Annotated in this window: 15 protein-coding genes; 8 read left to right on the top strand and 7 right to left on the bottom strand. The window is 70.9% G+C overall.

Annotation, left to right across the window (positions count from 1 at the left end; genetic code table 11):
- Positions 1-33: 33 nt before the first annotated feature.
- Entirely contained in the window at positions 34-1,542 is a 1,509-nt protein-coding gene (locus tag ACFHYQ_RS11885) for a 3-hydroxyacyl-CoA dehydrogenase family protein (protein ID WP_394301169.1), read from the top strand.
- Here ACFHYQ_RS11885 and ACFHYQ_RS11880 read toward each other — a convergent pair.
- From ACFHYQ_RS11880 to ACFHYQ_RS11870, 3 genes are all read right to left on the bottom strand, one after another.
- Positions 1,497-2,588 (bottom strand): ABC transporter ATP-binding protein, encoded by a 1,092-nt coding sequence (locus ACFHYQ_RS11880; protein ID WP_394301168.1) that lies wholly within the window; start codon positions 2,586-2,588, stop codon positions 1,497-1,499. The two genes, ACFHYQ_RS11885 and ACFHYQ_RS11880, sit on opposite strands and share 46 nt — an antisense overlap.
- Positions 2,585-4,159: an ABC transporter permease gene (locus ACFHYQ_RS11875; RefSeq protein WP_394301167.1), complete on the bottom strand. Its 1,575-nt coding sequence runs from the start codon at positions 4,157-4,159 to the stop codon at positions 2,585-2,587. The genes ACFHYQ_RS11880 and ACFHYQ_RS11875 overlap by 4 nt, the downstream gene beginning before the upstream one ends.
- A 99-nt stretch (positions 4,160-4,258) precedes the next feature.
- Positions 4,259-5,275 carry an iron ABC transporter substrate-binding protein gene (locus ACFHYQ_RS11870; protein WP_394301166.1) on the bottom strand — a complete coding sequence of 339 codons (1,017 nt, stop codon included), beginning with the start codon at positions 5,273-5,275 and terminating at the stop codon, positions 4,259-4,261.
- Positions 5,276-5,468: 193 nt separating this feature from the next.
- On the opposite strand from ACFHYQ_RS11870, the gene ACFHYQ_RS11865 reads away from it, so the two are divergent.
- Both ACFHYQ_RS11865 and ACFHYQ_RS11860 read left to right on the top strand, forming a co-directional pair.
- On the top strand, positions 5,469-5,786 hold the full coding sequence (locus ACFHYQ_RS11865; RefSeq protein ID WP_394301165.1) for an Rv1322 family protein: 318 nt from the start codon (positions 5,469-5,471) through the stop codon (positions 5,784-5,786).
- A gap of 43 nt (positions 5,787-5,829) precedes the next feature.
- On the top strand, positions 5,830-6,540 hold the full coding sequence (locus tag ACFHYQ_RS11860; RefSeq protein ID WP_394301164.1) for an alpha/beta hydrolase: 711 nt from the start codon (positions 5,830-5,832) through the stop codon (positions 6,538-6,540).
- A gap of 147 nt (positions 6,541-6,687) precedes the next feature.
- Here the strand turns inward: ACFHYQ_RS11860 and ACFHYQ_RS11855 are convergent, their stop codons facing one another.
- Together ACFHYQ_RS11855 and mce are read right to left on the bottom strand one after the other, a co-directional pair.
- Positions 6,688-7,986, bottom strand: a complete 1,299-nt coding sequence (locus ACFHYQ_RS11855) for a DivIVA domain-containing protein (RefSeq protein WP_394301163.1) — start codon at positions 7,984-7,986, stop codon at positions 6,688-6,690.
- Between the two features lie 198 nt (positions 7,987-8,184).
- Positions 8,185-8,607: a methylmalonyl-CoA epimerase gene (gene mce / locus ACFHYQ_RS11850; RefSeq protein ID WP_394301162.1), complete on the bottom strand. Its 423-nt coding sequence runs from the start codon at positions 8,605-8,607 to the stop codon at positions 8,185-8,187.
- Positions 8,608-8,709: 102 nt separating this feature from the next.
- Between mce and ACFHYQ_RS11845 the strand changes: the two genes are divergently transcribed.
- On the top strand, positions 8,710-9,894 hold the full coding sequence (locus ACFHYQ_RS11845; RefSeq protein WP_394301161.1) for an acetyl-CoA C-acetyltransferase: 1,185 nt from the start codon (positions 8,710-8,712) through the stop codon (positions 9,892-9,894).
- A gap of 77 nt (positions 9,895-9,971) precedes the next feature.
- Positions 9,972-10,925, top strand: a complete 954-nt coding sequence (meaB, locus tag ACFHYQ_RS11840; RefSeq protein ID WP_394301223.1) for a methylmalonyl Co-A mutase-associated GTPase MeaB — start codon at positions 9,972-9,974, stop codon at positions 10,923-10,925.
- Position 10,926: 1 nt separating this feature from the next.
- Here the strand turns inward: meaB and ACFHYQ_RS11835 are convergent, their stop codons facing one another.
- Positions 10,927-11,679 (bottom strand): DUF4230 domain-containing protein, encoded by a 753-nt coding sequence (locus tag ACFHYQ_RS11835; protein WP_394301160.1) that lies wholly within the window; start codon positions 11,677-11,679, stop codon positions 10,927-10,929.
- Positions 11,680-11,695: 16 nt separating this feature from the next.
- Positions 11,696-13,672, bottom strand: a complete 1,977-nt coding sequence (locus ACFHYQ_RS11830; RefSeq protein WP_394301159.1) for a hypothetical protein — start codon at positions 13,670-13,672, stop codon at positions 11,696-11,698.
- A 424-nt stretch (positions 13,673-14,096) separates the two neighbouring features.
- Between ACFHYQ_RS11830 and ACFHYQ_RS11825 the strand changes: the two genes are divergently transcribed.
- The 3 genes from ACFHYQ_RS11825 to ACFHYQ_RS11815 all read left to right on the top strand — a co-directional run bounded on the left by ACFHYQ_RS11825 (position 14,097) and on the right by ACFHYQ_RS11815 (position 17,444).
- A complete protein-coding gene (locus tag ACFHYQ_RS11825) occupies positions 14,097-14,615 on the top strand; it encodes a MarR family winged helix-turn-helix transcriptional regulator (protein ID WP_394301222.1) in 519 nt (172 codons plus the stop codon).
- 100 nt (positions 14,616-14,715) lie between these two features.
- Positions 14,716-16,410, top strand: coding sequence for a coenzyme B12-dependent isobutyryl-CoA mutase large subunit (icmA, locus tag ACFHYQ_RS11820; RefSeq protein ID WP_394301158.1), 1,695 nt, complete (start codon positions 14,716-14,718; stop codon positions 16,408-16,410).
- Positions 16,411-16,517: 107 nt separating this feature from the next.
- On the top strand, positions 16,518-17,444 hold the full coding sequence (locus ACFHYQ_RS11815; protein WP_394301157.1) for a tetratricopeptide repeat protein: 927 nt from the start codon (positions 16,518-16,520) through the stop codon (positions 17,442-17,444).
- Positions 17,445-17,559 lie beyond the last annotated feature (115 nt).

Raw genomic sequence — 17,559 nt, 5'->3', positions numbered from 1 at the left:
GGCGCCGGGGGGTGCTCTGCGAGACTGACTGGCATGAAGCGGACGTTCGAGACGGTCGGGGTCGTCGGGCTCGGGACGATGGGCGCCGGGATCGCGGAGGTGTTCGCCCGCGCCGGGCTGCGCGTGACCGGCGTCGAGGCCGACGAGAACGCGCTGTCCAGAGGCCGCGGCCATCTGGAGAGCTCGACGGGCCGGGCCGTCGCCCGGGGCAGGATGACCTCCGAGCAGCAGCGGGAGGTTCTCGAGCGGATCGCCTTCACCACCTCCCGTGAGGATCTGGCCGACGCCGACCTCGTGGTCGAGGCCATCCCGGAGATCATGGAGTTCAAACGCGACCTGTTCGCCGATCTCGACCGCATCTGCAAGCCGTCGGCGGTGCTGGCGACCAACACGTCCTCCCTGTCGGTGACCGCGATCGCCGCCACCACCTCCCGCCCCGGGCAGGTGATCGGCATGCACTTCTTCAACCCGGCGCCGGTCATGCGGCTGGTCGAGGTGATCAGGACGGTCGTCACCGAGGAGGGGCTGCCCGCCGAGATCGCGGAGCTCGCCCGGCGGCTCGGCAAGACGCCCGTCGTCGCGGGCGACCGGGCCGGGTTCGTCGTCAACCGGCTGCTGCTCGGCTATCTCAACCACGCGTGCCATCTGCTCCAGTCCGGGCTGGCCGGCCGGGACGACATCGACACGGCGATGAAGCTGGGCGTGGGCCTGCCGATGGGGCCGTTCACGCTGCTCGATCTGATCGGCCTGGACACCTCCTACGAGGTGTGCGAGGTGCTGTTCCGGGAGAGCCGCGACCGCCGTCACGCGCCCGCGCCGATCCTCCGTGAGCTCGTGACCGCCGGACTGCTGGGCCGCAAGACCGGGCGGGGGTTCTTCTCCCACGCCGGCGAGGGTACGGCTCCCGCCCCCGAGGCGCTGTCGAAGCCGGCGATCTCGCTGGTCGGCATCGTCGGCGACGGGCCAGCCGCGGCGTCATTCGCCGCCGGTCTCGACACCGCCGGGTTCAAGGCCGTGCTCGCCGAGGCGTCCGACCTCGGCCCGGTGGCCGACGCCGACCTCGTCATCGTGCTGTCGGACGCCCCCGTCGTCGAGCTCGCCGTACGGCTCCCGCGTCCCGAACGGCTCGTGGGCCTGCACCTCGTGGGCGAGAGCGTGACCGAGGTGGTGTCGACCGTGCTCACCTCCGCGGAGGCGGTGACCGCGGTGTGCGATCTCGTGACCGTGCTGGGGCGTACCCCGGTGCGCTGCGCCGACCGGGCGGGGCTCGTGGTCAACGCGCTGCTCTACCCGTACTTGAACGACGCGGTGCGGATGCTGGAGTGCGGGTACGCGACCGCGGCCGACATCGACGAGGCGATGCGGCTCGGCTGCGGCTACCCGGCCGGGCCGTTCGAGATGCTGGACGAGATCGGCCTGGCGAAGGTCAGGGACGGCCTGCGCGCGCTCTACGCCGAATATCGCGACCCCGCCTTCGCACCCGCGCCCCTGCTGGATCAGCTCGTGACCGCCGGGGTGCCGAGCATCCGGTCGGCCGGGTAGGCCAGCACGTCGCCGGTGACGGTGAGCCGGACCAGCTCGCCGGGCACCGGCAGGTCCTGGCCCAGGACCCGGGCGGTGACCCGCGGCCCGTCCGGCAGGAGGTCCAGCCGGACGGCGGCGTCGTGGCCGAAGAAGCTGACGTCGGCGACCTGCGCCCCGACTCCGGCGGCGTCGGCGAAGGGATGCAGCCGGATCTGCTCCGGACGGATCAGCACCGCGCCGCGCCGCGGCTGCGCCGACGCTTCGGCGGCACCGTCCGAGTCGCGGAGCGGGAGGACGCCGAGAGCGCACTCGGCTTCGCCGTCTCGCAGGTCCGCCGGGAGGAGCACGGACTCTCCGACGAAGCCGGCGACCCCGGTGTCGCATGGATACCTGTAGAGCTTCGCCGGGGCGTCGAGCTGGATGAGACGGCCCTGCCGCATCACGGCCACCTGGTCGGCCAACGACAATGCCTCGGCCTGGTCGTGGGTGACCAGCACGGCGGTGGCCGAGGTCTCCCGGAGCGCCTGGACCACGGCCCGCCGGGTCCCCTCGCGCAGGCCCGCGTCCAGGGAGGAGAAGGGCTCGTCGAGGAGGACGACCGAGGGCCCGGGGGCCAGTGCCCGGGCCAGTGCGACCCGCTGCTGCTGACCGCCGGAGAGCTCGTGCGGGAACCGGGAGGCGAGCCGCCGGTCCAGGCCGACCAGGTCGAGCAGCTCTGGCACGCGCTCGCCCGCCCTGCGTGCGGAGCGGGGCAGCCCGAAGGTGATGTTGGCGGCCACGGAAAGGTGCGGGAACAGGGCGCCCTCCTGGGCCACATAGCCCACCCGCCGCCGCTGTGGCGGGACCGACCTTCCCGGGGCGAACACCGTCTGGTCGCCGATGGCGATGGCGCCGCCGTCGGGATCGGCGAAGCCGGCGATCAGCCGCAGCAGGGTGGTCTTCCCGCAGCCCGAGGGTCCGAGCACGGCGGTGAGGCTCCCAGCGGGGACGTACAGGTCGATTCCTTCGAGCACGGATGTGGTCCCGAAAGACTTGGTGACCCCGGTGATGGTCAGCGCTGTCATGCACGCGATCCTTTCCTCGCCTCTCGGACTTTCGCCTCTCGGGAGAGCAGGTAGGTGGCCGGTGCCGAGATCAGCACCATGAGCGCCGCGTAGGGAGCGGAGGCGGCGTAGGCGATGCTGTCGCTGTGGCTCCAGAACTGGGTCGCGAGCGTGTGCGTGCCGATGGGCGCGAGCAGCAGCGTGGCCGTCAACTCGGTGACGATGGCGATGAAGACCAGGGCGGTTCCCGCGCCCAGGCCCGGGGCGATCAGCCGCAGTGTGACCCGCCGGAAGGTGGCCGACCGCCCGGCGCCGAGGGCGTGCGCGACGTCCTCGAGCGCCGGGGGCGCCTGGGCCAGCGCGGACCGGACGTTCACCATGGTCCGGGGCAGGAACAGGATCGCGTAGGCCGTCAGCAGCAGCGCCGTCGTCTGGTAGAGCACGGGGGTGAGTCGGATCGCGATCGTCACCAGCGCGAGCGCCACGACGATGCCGGGCAGCGCGTTGCCGAAGTAGGTGCTGCGTTCCAGGATCACGCTGAGCCGGCCGGGCCGGCGGACGCACAGCCAGGCCACCGGCAGCGCGATGACCGTGGTGAGGATCGCGCCGGCCGCTCCCAGCCCGACCGAGGTCAGCGTGGTCGTGGCCAGCATCCCGACCGGGAAGGCCGACGAGCTTCCCATCGTCAGCCAGTAGCCCAGGCTGCCCAGCGGTACGCCGAGCGCGAGCGCGATCAGCACGCCCAGGCCGAGCAGTACGGGAGCGGTGCCGCGGCCGAGCCGCGTCCGCGGGGAGGGGCGGGCCGATCCGGCTCCCAGGCGCGCGTAGCGGGCCCGCCCGCGCAGTCTCAGTTCGGCAAGGAGGAGCAGCAGGCACAGCACTACCAGCACTCCCGCGAGCATGTTGGCGGCGGGACCGTTGAACGTCGACTGGTACTGGTCGTAGATCGCCGTTGTGAAGGTGGGGAAGCGCAGCATCTGCAGCGCTCCGAACTCCGCCAGCAGGTGCAGGCTGATCAGCAGCGAGCCGCCGAGCAGGGCGGGCCGCAACTGGGGCAGGACGACCCGCAGGAAGGTCCGCCAGGGGGAGTGCCCGAGCGCGTGTGCGGACTCCTCCAGCGCCGGGTCGAGACCGCGCAGCGCGGCGGCGACCGGGAGGTAGACCAGCGGGAAGTACGAGAGCGTGACGATGAGCAGGGCGCCGCCATATCCGGTGGCCCCGGGCATGAGCGACACCCAGCCGAAGCTGTTGACGAACGCGGGGATGGCCAGCGGGGCCACCAGCAGCACGTTCCACACCCGGCGGCCGGGGAGTGTGGACCGCTCGACCAGCCAGGCCGCGCTCACTCCGATCACCGCGCAGAGCAGCACGCAGCCGGCCGCGAGCCGGACGGTGTTCCACAGCAGTTCCCCTGTGCGTGGCCGGAAGACGAGCCGGGCCGCCTCCGTCGGGCCGATGCTCGCCGAGTAACCGACGACGAAGCACAGCGGGATCAGCGCGATCAGCGACACGGACACGGCGGCGGCCAGCATCAGCGGCGGGTAGGACCGCTCCGTCCGGCCTGTCCCCGTTCTGCGCTTCATGCGCTTCATGTCGGGAAAGCGTACGGCGGGGCTCTCCCCGTTGACGCCGCGGGGGGCGCGCTCGGGGGAGGGCCGGACGGGTGCGTGGCGCATCTGGGGCCCGAAGCCTTAGAGCAGCCCGGCCTGCTGCATCAACTCGACCACCTTGGGGCCGTTGAGGGTGGCCACGTCGATGGCGGGCGGGTCGAGTTCGCTGAGCGGCTTGAGCGCGGGGTTGGCGGGCACGTCGCTGGCGATGCTGTATTCCAGTGCCTTGCTGTCGGACAGGATCCGCTGGCCGTTCTCGCCGGTGAGATACTTCACCAACTGCTGGGCCTGCGCCTGGTGCTTGCTCGACTTCAGCACGCCCGCGCCGGAGATGCTCACGAACGCTCCGGGGTCCTTGCCGCCGAAGAACTTCAGCTCGGTGTCGGCGCTGTTCGCCCCGGACTCCGCCCGGTCCTTGTACCAGTAGTAGTGATAGATCACCCCGGCCTGGATCTCGCCGGCGTTGACCGCCTTCATGACGGCGCCGTTGCCCTGGTAGATCTTCGCGTTGGCCTTCAGGCCCTTGAGCCAATCCGCCGCCGCCTGCTCCCCCTTCACGGCGACGACCGCGCTGACGATCGCCTGGAAGTCGGCGCCGCCGGCCGCGACGCCGACCTTGCCCTGCCACTCCGGCGTGGCGACATCCATGATCGATGCGGGGAGCTGGTCGGGAGTCAGCGCCTTGGAGTTGTACGCGAGCACGGTCGCCCGGGCGGCGAAACCCACCCAGTTATGGCTCGACGGGACATACTGCGCGGGCACCTGGGCCACGGTCGCGTCGTCGACCTTCGAGAACCTCCCGTTGCCGTCCACCAGCGTCATGGCGGGGGAGTTCTCGGTCAGGAACACGTCGGCGGGTGAGGCGTCCCCTTCCTGGACGAGCTGGTTCGCCAACTCGAAGTCCTTGCCGGAGCGGATGTCGACCTTGATGCCGGTCTCCTTGGTGAAGCCCGCCACCATGGCCTCCACGAGGTCGTCGTGCTGGGCGTTGTACAGCGTGAGCGTGCCGGCGTCCGACTCCGAAGGGTCGTTCCCGCAGGCCGCCGTCAGCATGGTGAGTGCGGCGATTCCCGCCACGACCGGAGCCAGTCGCCTCAAACGTCGCATCATCGTCCTTGCCTCTCGGGGGGAGGAGCATCGGCTGGATCCGCCGACCAACATCTTAGGTTAGGCATACCTTATACACACTTCTGGGTGTCTCGACGGGGACCCCTGTAAGAATGAGGACCGGAACAATGAGGACCGATCCGCCGTTGCCCCCGCACATGCAGCTCACCCGAGGACCGTTGCCATGAGCCCCCGCCGTGCCAGACGCCGTGACCCGTTCCAGCGCCCGGGCGGGCGCGGTGCCGTACGGCCGATAACCTCGGTTCCGGGAGTGGACCGGATCGAGTCCGCGTCCGACGGGGACTGGGTCGTACGGGACGTGCCGGGCGCCGCTCCGGCCAGGACCTATCGCTGCCCGGGATGTGAGCAGGAGATCCGGCCCGGACTGCCGCACATCGTGAGCTGGCCCGCCTGGCCGGGCGGCGAGGAGGAGCGGCGGCACTGGCACACCGCCTGCTGGCGGAACCGGACCAACCGGGGCCCGGGGCGCCGCCGTTACTGAGCAGTCAGCCGGTAATCACAGGAACATCAAGCAAGGGGTTCGCGTGGGTACGGACATCAGAGCGTCCACGGTGCTGGCGGCTCGGCGGGAGAACATCGAACTGCACACGGCCGACGGGCTGACGCTGGTCGGCGAGCTGGCGCTGCCGGCGAGCCGGCCGCCGGTCGCGACGCTGGTCTGTCTGCACCCGCTGCCCACGCACGGCGGCATGATGGACAGCCATGTGCTGCGCAAGGCGTCCTACCGCCTGCCGGAGCTGGCCGATCTGGCCGTGCTCCGTTTCAACACGCGGGGTACGACCTCCGAGCGCGGGACCTCGCAGGGGTCCTTCGCCGAGGGGGAGGGCGAGCGGTGGGACGTGGCCGCGGCCCTGGAGTACGTCGACTTCCACGATCTGCCGAATCCGTGGCTGGTGGGCTGGTCGTTCGGCACCGAGCTGGCCCTGAAGTGGGGACGCGACCCGATCGTGGCCGGCGCCATCCTGCTCTCGCCTCCGTTGCACCGGGCGACCGACGAGGATCTCGACGCCTGGGCGGCCTTCGGCCGGCAGCTGGTCGCGCTGGTGCCCGAGTTCGACGACTACCTGCGGCCGGCGGAGGCCGCACCGCGCTTCGCGCGGGTGCCGCGGGCGGAGGTAGTCGGGGTCGAGGGGGCCAAGCATCTGTGGGTCGGTGAGCCGTACGTGCGGATCGTGCTCAACGAGATCGTCAGCCGGGTGAACCCGGCGGCGGTCCCACTGCCCACCACTGTCTGATCCCGCCACCGTCTGATCCCGGGCCGGCGGCGTCGTCGCCGCGAGGATGTCACGATCCAACGATGAAGCAGGGCCCGGCGATGATGTCCGCCGGGCCCTGCTCAGTCAGCCGTCACGAATTTTGCGCCTGCCTCGTCGGCGCGGCGGTTACTCCTGCCACCACTCCGAGTCGTCGTCGCTCTTGGCGGCCGGTGCGGGCGCCGGGGCCGACGACACGGACGGCGTCTCGCTGACGGACGGCGCGGCCGACAGGGCCGGCTTGGCCGGGGCGGCCGCGACGGGAGCCGGCTCGGAGTCCATGCCGGGCAGCGGGGCGCCGCCGAGCAGCTGCCGGAGCTGGGCGAGGTGGCTGGTGATGCTGTCGCGCTGGCGGGTGAGCTCGTCCACCTGACGCTGCATCGAGGTGCGGGTGCGCTCGGCCTCGTTCTTGGAGTCGGTCACGATCGACTCGGCGCTCGCCTTCGCCTCGGCGACGAGCTGGTCCGCGTTCTTGCGCGCGTTGGCGAGCAGCTGCTTGGCGTGGGTGTCGGCCTCGCGGCGGGTCTGCTCGGCCTGCTGGGTGGCCTTGGCCGCGCGCTGCTCGGCGGTGGCGGCCCGCTGCTCCGCCTCGGCGACCAGCTTCTGGGTGTTGGCCTGGGCGGTGGCGTGGCGCTCGGCCTCCTGGCGCTCGGCCTCCTCGCGGCGGGCGGCGAGCTGGATCTCGAACTCCGCCTCGTCCTGCGCCCGCTTGGCCTCGGACTCCTCCAGGATCCGCTGTGCCTGGGCCCGCATCTCGTCGGCCTGCCGCTTGGCCGTGGTGAGGACCTCGTCGCGCTCGCGCTTGGTGGAGGCCCGCAGCTGGGCGACCTCGCGCTCCGTCGTGGTGCGCAGCTTGGCGATCTCCCGCTCGGCGTCGGCCCGCTTCTCCGCGACCTCGTGGTCGGCGGTGGCGCGAATCTTGGCGACCTCACGCTCGGTGGTGGCGGTCAGTTCGTCGGCCTCACGCCTCGCGGTCGAGCGGATCTCCTCGGCGTCGCGGTCCGCGCTGGTCCGCATCTCCTCGACCTCGCGGGTGGCGAGCGCCCGCTTCTCCGCCGCCTCGTTCTCCGCGGCGGCCCGCAGGTCCGCGGCGTCCACCTTGGCCGCGGCCCGGATCTCGTTCGCCTCGGACCTGGCCGCCTGCACGAGCTCGGTGGCCTGCTCCTCCGCCAACCGCAGCAACTGCTCAATCCGGGCGCCCAGTCCCGAGTAGGTCGGGCGCTCCTGCTCCTGGAGCTGGCGCTTCGTTTCGGACAGCTCCCGCTGAAGGGTGCCGACCTGCTCCTTGGCCTGACGCAGGTCGGTGTCGATTGTCTTCAGGTGGTCGTGGACCTGGTGCCGGTCATAGCCCCGGAGCACCACGTCGAATTCGCGAGAAGGGGCGTCTTCGAAGAAGTTGTTGAGCTGGGCGTCGATGTCGGACTGCATGGGGCTCGATCCTGGGTTGTCGAGACGGCTACAGAGGGCCGGACGGGAGGTGGATATCCGAGGCGGGGGAGCCTATGAGCACCCGCGTCCGGTGATACGCCAGCGTACTCCGGTGCTGCGGGATTGGAGGCTCCCTCCGACTTTCTGCGCGAGTTGTTACGTATGAACGTTTCTTGCGTTACGCGTTACGGGTTCGAGTCAACGCCGGGCTGTCTGCACGAGTTCCGTAAGGACTCCTCCCACGTCCTTGGGGTGCAGAAACGCGATCGATGCCCCCATCGACCCATGCCGGGGCCGCTCGTCGATCAGCCTGACGCCCTTCGCGCCGACCTCCTCGAGGGCCTTGGCGACGTCCGCGACGCCGTACCCGATATGGTGCACGCCTTCGCCCCGCTTGGCGAGGAACTTACCCACCACCGTGTCGGGGTGCAGCGGCTCCATCAGCTGGACGTACGAGGCGCCCTGCGCGCCGTCCGCCACGTGCAGCATGGCCTCGCGGACCCCCTGCTCCTCGTTGATCTCCCGGCTCACCACCGTCAGCCCGAACGTGGACTCGTAGAACTCGATTTTCTCTTCGAGGTCGTGGCATGCGATGCCGACATGATCGATCCTGAGCAGCATGTCTCTCCATTCGCGCATGATCAAGCCGGGCTGCCGCGGGCCGCCCGAATACTCCCTGGGTATCGTGACACGGTCGCCCTGATCCTCGTCATGGAGGTCCCGATGTCTGGTTCCGTCATCGTCGCCGGAGCTCGTACGCCAATTGGACGGCTGCTGGGCTCGCTCTCCGGCCTGTCCGCCGCCGAACTCGGCGGCGTCGCCATCAAGGCCGCCCTGTCGCGGGCAGGTGTCGCACCCGACCAGGTGCAGTATGTGATCATGGGGCAGGTGCTCCAGGCAGGCTCTGGGCAGATCCCGTCCCGGCAGGCCGCGGTGCACGCGGGCATCCCCATGACGGTCCCGTCCCTGACGATCAACAAGGTCTGCCTGTCCGGCCTGGACGCGATCGCGCTGGCCGACCAGCTCATCCGCGCCGGGGAGTTCGACATCGTCGTCGCCGGTGGCATGGAGTCGATGACCAACGCCCCGCATCTGCTGCCCGGCCTGCGCAAGGGCGTCAAGTACGGCAACGCCGGCGTGCTGGACTCGATGGCCTTCGACGGGCTCACCGACGCGTTCGACCAGGTCGCGATGGGAGAGTCCACCGAGCGGCACAACACGCGGCTGGGCCTGACCCGCGAGGAACAGGACGAGTACTCGGCCAGGTCGCACCGGCTCGCCGCAGAGGCGACCGAGAAGGGCCTGTTCGACGACGAGATCGTCCCCGTGCCCGCGCCCGGGAAGCGGGAGCCGGTCATGGTCACCGCTGACGAGGGCATCCGACCGGACACCACCGTCGAGACCCTGGCCAAGCTGCGCCCCGCGTTCACCAAGGACGGCACGATCACGGCCGGTTCCTCCTCGCAGATCTCCGACGGCGCCGTGGCCGTGGTGGTCATGTCCCGGACCAAGGCCGAGGAGCTGGGCCTGGAGTGGCTGGCCGAGATCGGCGCGCACGGCAACGTGGCCGGCCCGGACAACTCGCTGCAGTCGCAGCCCGCTAACGCGATCAAGCACGCCTTGGCCAAAGAGGGCCGCACGACGGGCGATCTCGACCTGGTGGAGATCAACGAGGCGTTCGCGCAGGTCGTGCTGCAGTCCGTCAAGGAGCTGGGGATCGATCTCAACAAGGTCAACGTGAACGGCGGCGGCCTCGCTCTCGGCCACCCGATCGGCGCGTCCGGCGCCCGCATCGTGCTGACGCTGGCGCACGAGCTCCGGCGCCGCGGCGGTGGCCTCGGCGCGGCCGGCCTGTGCGGCGGCGGCGGCCAGGGCGATGCCCTGATCATCCACGTGCCCTCCCGGTAGTGGTGATCCGGCTCCATGGGAATGACCCGGTCGTGGACGGGTCGAACGCGGGGAGCCGGAAGCTCGCAGCCGAGGCGATGCTGGGCCGGCCGCGGGCCGTCGCGCGGCTGATCTCGCTGATCGAGAAAGCCGTCGCCGGTCCCGATCGCGCGCCGGACGCGGGTACGGCCTTGCGCGCGGTCATGGCCGGACTGGCCACGGGGACACGTGAGCCGTACCGGGCGTGGGTGATCGGCCTGACCGGCGCTCCCGGCGTGGGCAAGTCCACGACCACGAGCATGCTCATCCGGACGTTGCGCGGCCGCGACGCCCGGGTGGGCGTGCTGGCGGTGGACCCGTCCAGCCCGTTCACCGGAGGGGCCCTGCTCGGCGACCGCGTACGGATGCAGGAGCACGCGACCGATCCGGACGTCTTCATCCGCAGCATGTCCAGCCGGGGTCACCTCGGCGGGCTGGCCTGGGCCACGCCGCAGGCGCTTCGGGTGCTGGAGGCGGCCGGGTGCGACGTGATCCTGGTCGAGACGGTCGGGGTGGGGCAGGCCGAGGTGGACATCGCCAGACTGGCCGACACCACCGTCGTGCTGCTCGCTCCCGGCATGGGGGACGGCGTGCAGGCCGCCAAGGCGGGCATCCTGGAGATCGCGGACGTGTTCGTGGTCAACAAGGCGGATCGCGAGGGCGCTCGGGCGACCGTACGCGAACTGCGGAACATGGTGAGCCTCGCGACGGCGCCGTGGCGGCCCCCTGTCGTGTCCACCGTCGCCGTCAGGGGCGAGGGCGCCGACGAACTGTCGGCCGCGCTGGACGGGCACCTGGCGTACCTGGAGGAGTCCGGCGAGGCGCGCCGCCGCCGGCTGGCCCGCGCGAGGGACGAGATCGAGGCCATCGCGCTGGCCCGGCTCCGGTCCCGGTTCTCCGGACTCCACGGTGACCGGCTCGACGCCCTGGCGGAACGTCTGCTGGCCGCGGAGATCGACCCTTACACCGCCGCCGACGATCTCGTCGCCGCCGTCGCCCACGCTGAGATTTAGCTCAGGGTTTGGCGGCGTGGTCGATGACGACGGTCGTGAAGCCGAGGGACTTCAACATGCCCTCGAGCATGGCCCTGGTGTTCCGGTCGGCCCGGTCGCGCAGGTCGCTGGCCGCGGCGGCCTCAGAGATCTTCCGCTCGGCCAGCAGGTAGAGCTCCTGCTGGTCCCGCGGAGACGACGACAGCAGGTCGGAGATGCGGTCGAGGAGCCCACGCTGCTGGGCGAAGACGTACGACCGCTTGTTGTCCAGATTGGCCTTCTCCAGTTCGGCGTGCGGCAGCCGTACGGACACGGCCGAGCGGTCAGGAGAGACCGTGACGGCGTCCTTGGACAGGCCGGAGAAGTCGACGTAGGCGTCGACTCTGCCCGCGCCGATGAACAGGGTCCTGCTGCCCTTGATGGCGTCGGGGAGAAAGGCGGCGTCCTTCTCCAGGTCGACCACGACCTGGAAGTCGCCGGTCGCGGCCTCGAAACGACTCAGATCCTGCATCGACCGCAGCAGCACAGGGCCGCTGCGGTCGACGATCCGCTCCCCGAGTGGGTCCAGCCAGGACCAGGTGAGCCGCGCGCCGGCCACGACGAGGAGGACCGCGAAGAGTAGGCCGGCCGGCCACCGCCAGGCCCGGCGGGAACGCCGGGAGGCGGTGCCGGGCGGCGTCTGCGGCGTCTGCGGCGTCTGCGCGGGAGGGGATGACGTCTGCCGAGCCCCGGGTTGGCCGGCAGGAGTGCGGCGGGCTGGAGGTCGACGGTCCACGGGGGGAATCTTCCCGCTATTCCGCCGATTGCACCCCTCCTCCGAGTCCGTCCAGCAGCCCGAAGCCAGGGGAGGGGCTGGGAGCAGGGGTCGGCCGGGTTCGTCCGGGCCCTGTCGACCCGGGCCCTGTCGACCCGGTGCCTGCCGGTAGGGGAGCCGTGCCGGGAGGACTCTCCGGTCCTCGCGTGGCCCGCTGGTTCCGCCCGCGGTACGGGCCTTCGCCGCGCTCCTCGTTCCCGCCCGCTCCGCTCGCCGAAGAGGGATCCGAACGGCGATCGGAGCTCCGGTCCGGGCGATCGAAGCCGAGGCCGGGGCTGTCTCTACGGTGTGCCGAGACGGGGCCGCGGCGCCGTCCGGGGTTGCGTGCGGTGTCGTTGCGGGCGGAGTCGCCGTCCCGCCGCCGGGGCTCACGTGGTCCCGTTTCACGTGGTCCCGATTCGCGGGGCGCGGGCCCGCCCCGAGCCGGATCGCGAGGGGCCGGATCGCGAGGAGTGGCGGCGGCCGGCGTCGGTCCGGGTGACGCGGGGACGGGTGACGGCGGTTCGGGAGAAGGAGAGAGGGCGGGCGAGTCGGGGAGCCCGGGGGACGCGGCCGGGGTCGGCGCTGGAGATAAGCCGGCCCGGGGCGGTAGCGCGGCGCCCGGCGTCTCGTGGTGTTCCGGCTCCGGATCGACGTGGTAGCTCGGATTGACGGGATAGGCGGGCGCGTACGCGGGGGTCGGATTCACCGGATAGCTGATCAGGTTGGGGTCCGCGGGCCGGGTGCCGCCGCCGAAGTGCCTGCTCTGCAGCCGGCAGGAGGCGAAGTCGGAGTAGAACATCCGCAACCAGTTGTGACGCTGGTCCTCGGTCAGGCCGGAGAACCACACTGCGGCGTACCGGTGCTCGGGCAGCGGACCGGCGGGCAGCGGCTCGCCGCGCAGCCAGGAGACGACGATGGACCGGTAGCCGTTGGAGATCGTGCCGGGGCACGGCCGGGCCAGGCGGTCGAGGAACTCGGTCACCGCCCGCCGGGTGAACCCGGCGCCGAGATCGTCGAGATGCACGACCGCCACGCCGGGCGGAACCGGGGCGTGGTCGGCGCGGTCACGCTGCTCGACCCGGTCGAAGGCGGCGGGAGTGTCGGCCAGTCGCCGCGCGAGCATGGTGAACACCCCGGCCAGTTCGGTCAGGCCGTCCCGCATCGAGGGGCGGACGCACACGGGGAACGGCCACGACTGACAGGAGGACGCGAGCCGCTCGGTGGCGGCCACCGTCCGCGGCTCCGCCACCAGCCGTGCCGCCCCCGTGCCCGCGGCCAGCATGGCGATGACCGTGGCGACCATCGCCAGCATGCGCCTGGTCACCAGGGCGATCCAGCCGAGCAGCAGCGCCGTGCTGAGGCCCATGAGCCAGAGCGTCTGATCCGTGAACGCCGCCTCGCCGACCCCGGCGAACAGGTCGTACGGCCTGCGCGTCGCCGGGGTCAGCCGGTCCGCCCAGGACGAGCCGACCGCCACCCACGTGAACAGCCCGTAGGTGCCGATCCCGGCGATCACGGGTGTGACGGCGAACGGCAGCACCCAGCCCGCCGTCCAGCCGATCATCACGTACAACGCCAGCCCGGCCACGCACATGGCCAGCCCGCCGATCGGCAGGTGGCCCGACTGGTCGGCCAGCGCGGCGCGCAACCCGAGCAGCAGCACGGTCACCGCGAACGAGCAGATGACGACCGCGAGGATGCCGAGCGGCGCCTTCGCGGCGCGCCACGGCGTCAGTACGCGGCCGCGGTTCGCGCGGCGTCTGCGCAGCGCGACCCATGCGGTGAACATGGCCGCGACCGGACCCGTCAGCCGAAGTGATCCGATGACGGCGGTGACCATGTCATCCCAGTCCATGAAGCCGGGAATGAGGACGCTCCACGCGATGATGAGCCCGAGCGCGAGCAGCACGGCCATCGCGACGACCGCGCCATGTCTCAGCTCTCCGCGTGGAACGCCCCTGTGGTCACCCACAACACGGCGCGGCCCCTGGCCACGCCGACGGCGATATCCGGCGCGTACGGTGCGCCGGGACAGGCATGCTGCCCATCAAGTCAACCCCCCGTGCCTGTGTGAGCAGCGTGCGCCGGACCGCGTCCCCCGACGCCGTCCGCCGGCCGGCCTCGCCACGCCTGCGTTCGACTTCCCTGGTCGGGCTTCCCCACTGAGCTTTCCCAGTGGGGCGCCTAGCAGACATGGTTCCCCGTGGCGTCCGGTGTTTGCCGCCGCCTCACCTTTCGACGTGGCAACCATAACGGAGCGTGACCCGTGGGGAGGGAGTTCTGGGGTCAAGGAATGAATCCGGTTACGCTCGGTTCCCAGGTTGATCATGTTCGGCGTCGCGATAGCGTATAGCGCTGTGTCCGTTTCGCCGAATGTCCCGCCCAGCTCAGGCCCACTGCCGTCCGGCTCGGCCAAGCCGCTCGGCCTGCCGTTCGACCCGATCGAGCGCGCCGCGGAAAGCTGGCGTGCTAGGTTCGGCCCGTCGTCCGCGATGGCCGCCGTCACTTCGATCATGAGAGCCCATCAGATCCTGTTGGCGCAACTGGACACGCTGCTCAAGCCGTACGATTTGACCTTCGCCCGTTACGAGGCGCTGGTGCTGCTCACGTTCAGCCGGGAGGGCTCGCTGCCGCTGTCGAAGATCGGTGAGCGGCTCATGGTCCACCCGACGAGCGTGACGAACACCGTGGACCGCCTGGAGCGAGCCAAGCTGGTCCGCCGGATGCGCAACCCGAGGGACGGCCGCGGCGTGCTCGCCGAGATCACCGATGAGGGCCGCGAGATCGTACGGCGGGCCACCGCCGATCTGATGGACGCCGGTTTCTGTCTGGGAATGTACGGCGACGAGGACCTTGAGCGGATGTTCGACCTGCTCAGGACCCTTCGTGTCGCGGCCGGTGACTTCACCCCCTGACCGGCCCGCTCTCGTGAACAGGCCGGACAGGGCCTATTAGTGGATTTATTAGGACGTCCTAGTATTTTCTCGGGGAACTGAGACGGGGGAAGGGGGACGTATGAACCAGCACGCGACGAGTGGCGTCTCGCTTGAGGCGGGCGCGATCGAGGCGGGCAGGGCCCGCTGGCAGGCGCGGTACGACGCCGCCTACAAGCGCGACCGCGAGTTCAGGACCCTGTCCGGACTGGAGGTGGACGCGGTCTACGGGCCGCCCGGCGACGACCCGCGCTTCGAGCGCATCGGCTGGCCGGGGGAGTTCCCGTACACCCGAGGCCTGTACCCGACGGGCTATCGAGGGCGGCCGTGGACCATCCGGCAGTTCGCGGGCTTCGGCAACGCCCGGCAGACGAACGAGCGCTACAAGATGATCCTCGAGGCGGGCGGCGGCGGCCTGTCTGTGGCCTTCGACATGCCGACGCTGATGGGCCGCGACACCGACGACCCGCGCTCGGCGGGCGAGGTCGGCCACTGCGGGGTGGCCGTCGATTCGGCGCTCGACATGGACCTGCTGTTCGCCGGGATCCCGCTGGGCGAGGTGACCACGTCCATGACCATCAGCGGGCCCGCCGTACCGATCTTCTGCATGTACGTGGTCGCCGCGGAACGGCAGGGCGTGCGGGCCGGGAAGCTGAACGGGACGTTGCAGACCGACATCTTCAAGGAGTACATCGCGCAGAAGGAGTGGCTGTTCGCCCCCGAACCGCATCTGCGGCTGATCGGCGACCTCATGGAGTTCTGCGCCGCCGAGATCCCCGCCTACAAGCCGTTGTCGGTCTCGGGCTACCACATCCGTGAGGCCGGCGCCACGGCGGCGCAGGAGCTCGCGTTCACGCTCGCCGACGGGTTCGGGTACGTCGAACTCGGGTTGTCGCGCGGCCTCGATGTGGACGTCTTCGCGCCCGGCCTGTCTTTCTTCTTCGACGCCCACATCGACTTCTTCGAGGAGATCGCGAAGTTCCGCGCGGCGCGCCGGATCTGGGCCAGGTGGCTGCGCGACGTGTACGGCGCACGCACCGAGAAGGCGCGGTGGCTGCGCTTCCACACGCAGACGGCGGGTGTGTCACTGACCGCGCGGCAGCCGGACAACAACATCGTCCGCACGGCGATAGAAGCGCTGGCGGCCGTGCTCGGCGGCACGAACTCGCTGCACACCAACGCCCTGGACGAGGTGCTCGCGCTGCCCTCGGAGAAGGCCGCCGAGATCGCCCTGCGCACCCAGCAGGTGATCATGGAGGAGACCGAGGCCGCCAACGTGATCGATCCGCTGGGCGGATCGTGGTACGTCGAGGCGCTCACCGACCGGCTGGAGTCCGAGGCGGAGGCCGTCTTCTCGCGGATCCGTGAGATGGGCGCCGGGGACATGACCTCCGGGATCCTGCGCGGCATCGAGGACGGCTGGTTCACCTCGCAGATCGCCGAGGCCGCCTTCGAATACCAGCGGAAGCTGGAGAAAGGCGACAAGCGTATCGTCGGTGTGAACTGCCACACCGCGACCGTCGAGGAGCCGCTGGAGATCCTCCGCATCAGCCACGAGGTCGAGTTGGAGCAGCGCCGCGCGCTGGCCGAGCGCCGGGCCTCGCGGGACGCGAGGGCGGTGGACACCGCGCTCGCCGGGCTCGCGAGCGCGTCCAGGACCGAGGAGAACATGATTCCGCCCATGCTGGACACCGTCCGGGTGGAGGCGACGCTGGGCGAGATCTGCGATGTGCTGCGCGCGGAATGGGGCACCTACGCCGAGCCCGCCCGCTTCTGAGGTCCCGAGGTCCTGAACCCGTCCCGATGCCATGAGCCTCCGGGCAGAGATCCGACGAGACGAGGGATGGCACGGATCAGCCGTGAGCGTGCGGCAGGATGGGGACTATGGCAGCGGAGTTCTCTCGACCTGGATCGCTCTACGGAGCGATCGACCTAGGCGCTCGCAAGCAGGCACTGGAGGCGCAGGCACGACGCGAGGCGGCCGGGCCCGCCGGAGCCGGAGCCGGAGGAGTGGCCTCGACGGTCGTCGAGGTCACCTCGGCCACCTTCAACGCCGATGTCCTGGAGCGGTCGCTGACCGTTCCCGTCATCGTCGAGGCGACGGTGCGCCGAGCGGAGCAGGCACAGCAGTTCAGCGGCACCCTGGAGAAGCTGGCCGCCGAGGCGGGGGGCGCCTGGGCGCTGGCCCGAGTGGATGTGGAGGCGGATCCCCAGCTCGCCCAGGCTCTGCGGATGCGCACGATCCCCACCGTCTACCTGGCCCTCCAAGGGCAGCTCATGCCCCTGTTCGAGGGGCCGCTACCGGAGGCGCAGCTCCGGCAGGCACTGGCGCAGGTGTTCGAGCAACTCGGCGTCGAGCTGGCCGCCCCCGCGGAGGCGGCCGAGGCGGAGCCGACCGCCGATCCCGATCTCGTCGCGGCCGAGACGGCCATGGAGCAGGGGGACCTGGACGCGGCGGCCGCCGCCTACGAGCGACTGCTGGCGCGCTCGCCTGCCGACGAGGCGGCCAGGATCGGCCTCGCCGGTGTCGGCCTGCTGCGCCGGACCCAGCACCTCGACGAGGCGGACGTGCTCCGCCGGGCCGCCGCGGACACGGCCGATGTGGACCTGCAGTTGCAGGCGGCGGACCTGGAGATGCTGAACGGGAAGGTGGACGAGGCCTTCGAACGGCTCATCGGGGTCGTCCGGCGGACGCGGGACGGCGATCGCGACCGGGTGAGGGTCCACCTGCTCGGGCTCTTCGACGCGCTGCCCTCGGACGACCCATCGGTGTCCAAGTCCAGGCGGGCACTGTCCAGCGCGCTCTTCTAGACGCGGCCACATGTGAGCACGGGGAAGGCTGAAACACCCGGCCGGGGGTGGCAGGATGGATAGGTTTCAACGCGGCGCCGTCAAGCCGGAAGCACCCGCAAAGGAGCGGATTAAC

The sequence above is a fragment of the Sphaerimonospora cavernae genome (assembly GCF_042435035.1).
GTDB lineage: Bacteria > Actinomycetota > Actinomycetes > Streptosporangiales > Streptosporangiaceae > Sphaerimonospora > Sphaerimonospora cavernae.
This window is presented reverse-complemented; position numbering and strand designations above follow the sequence as displayed.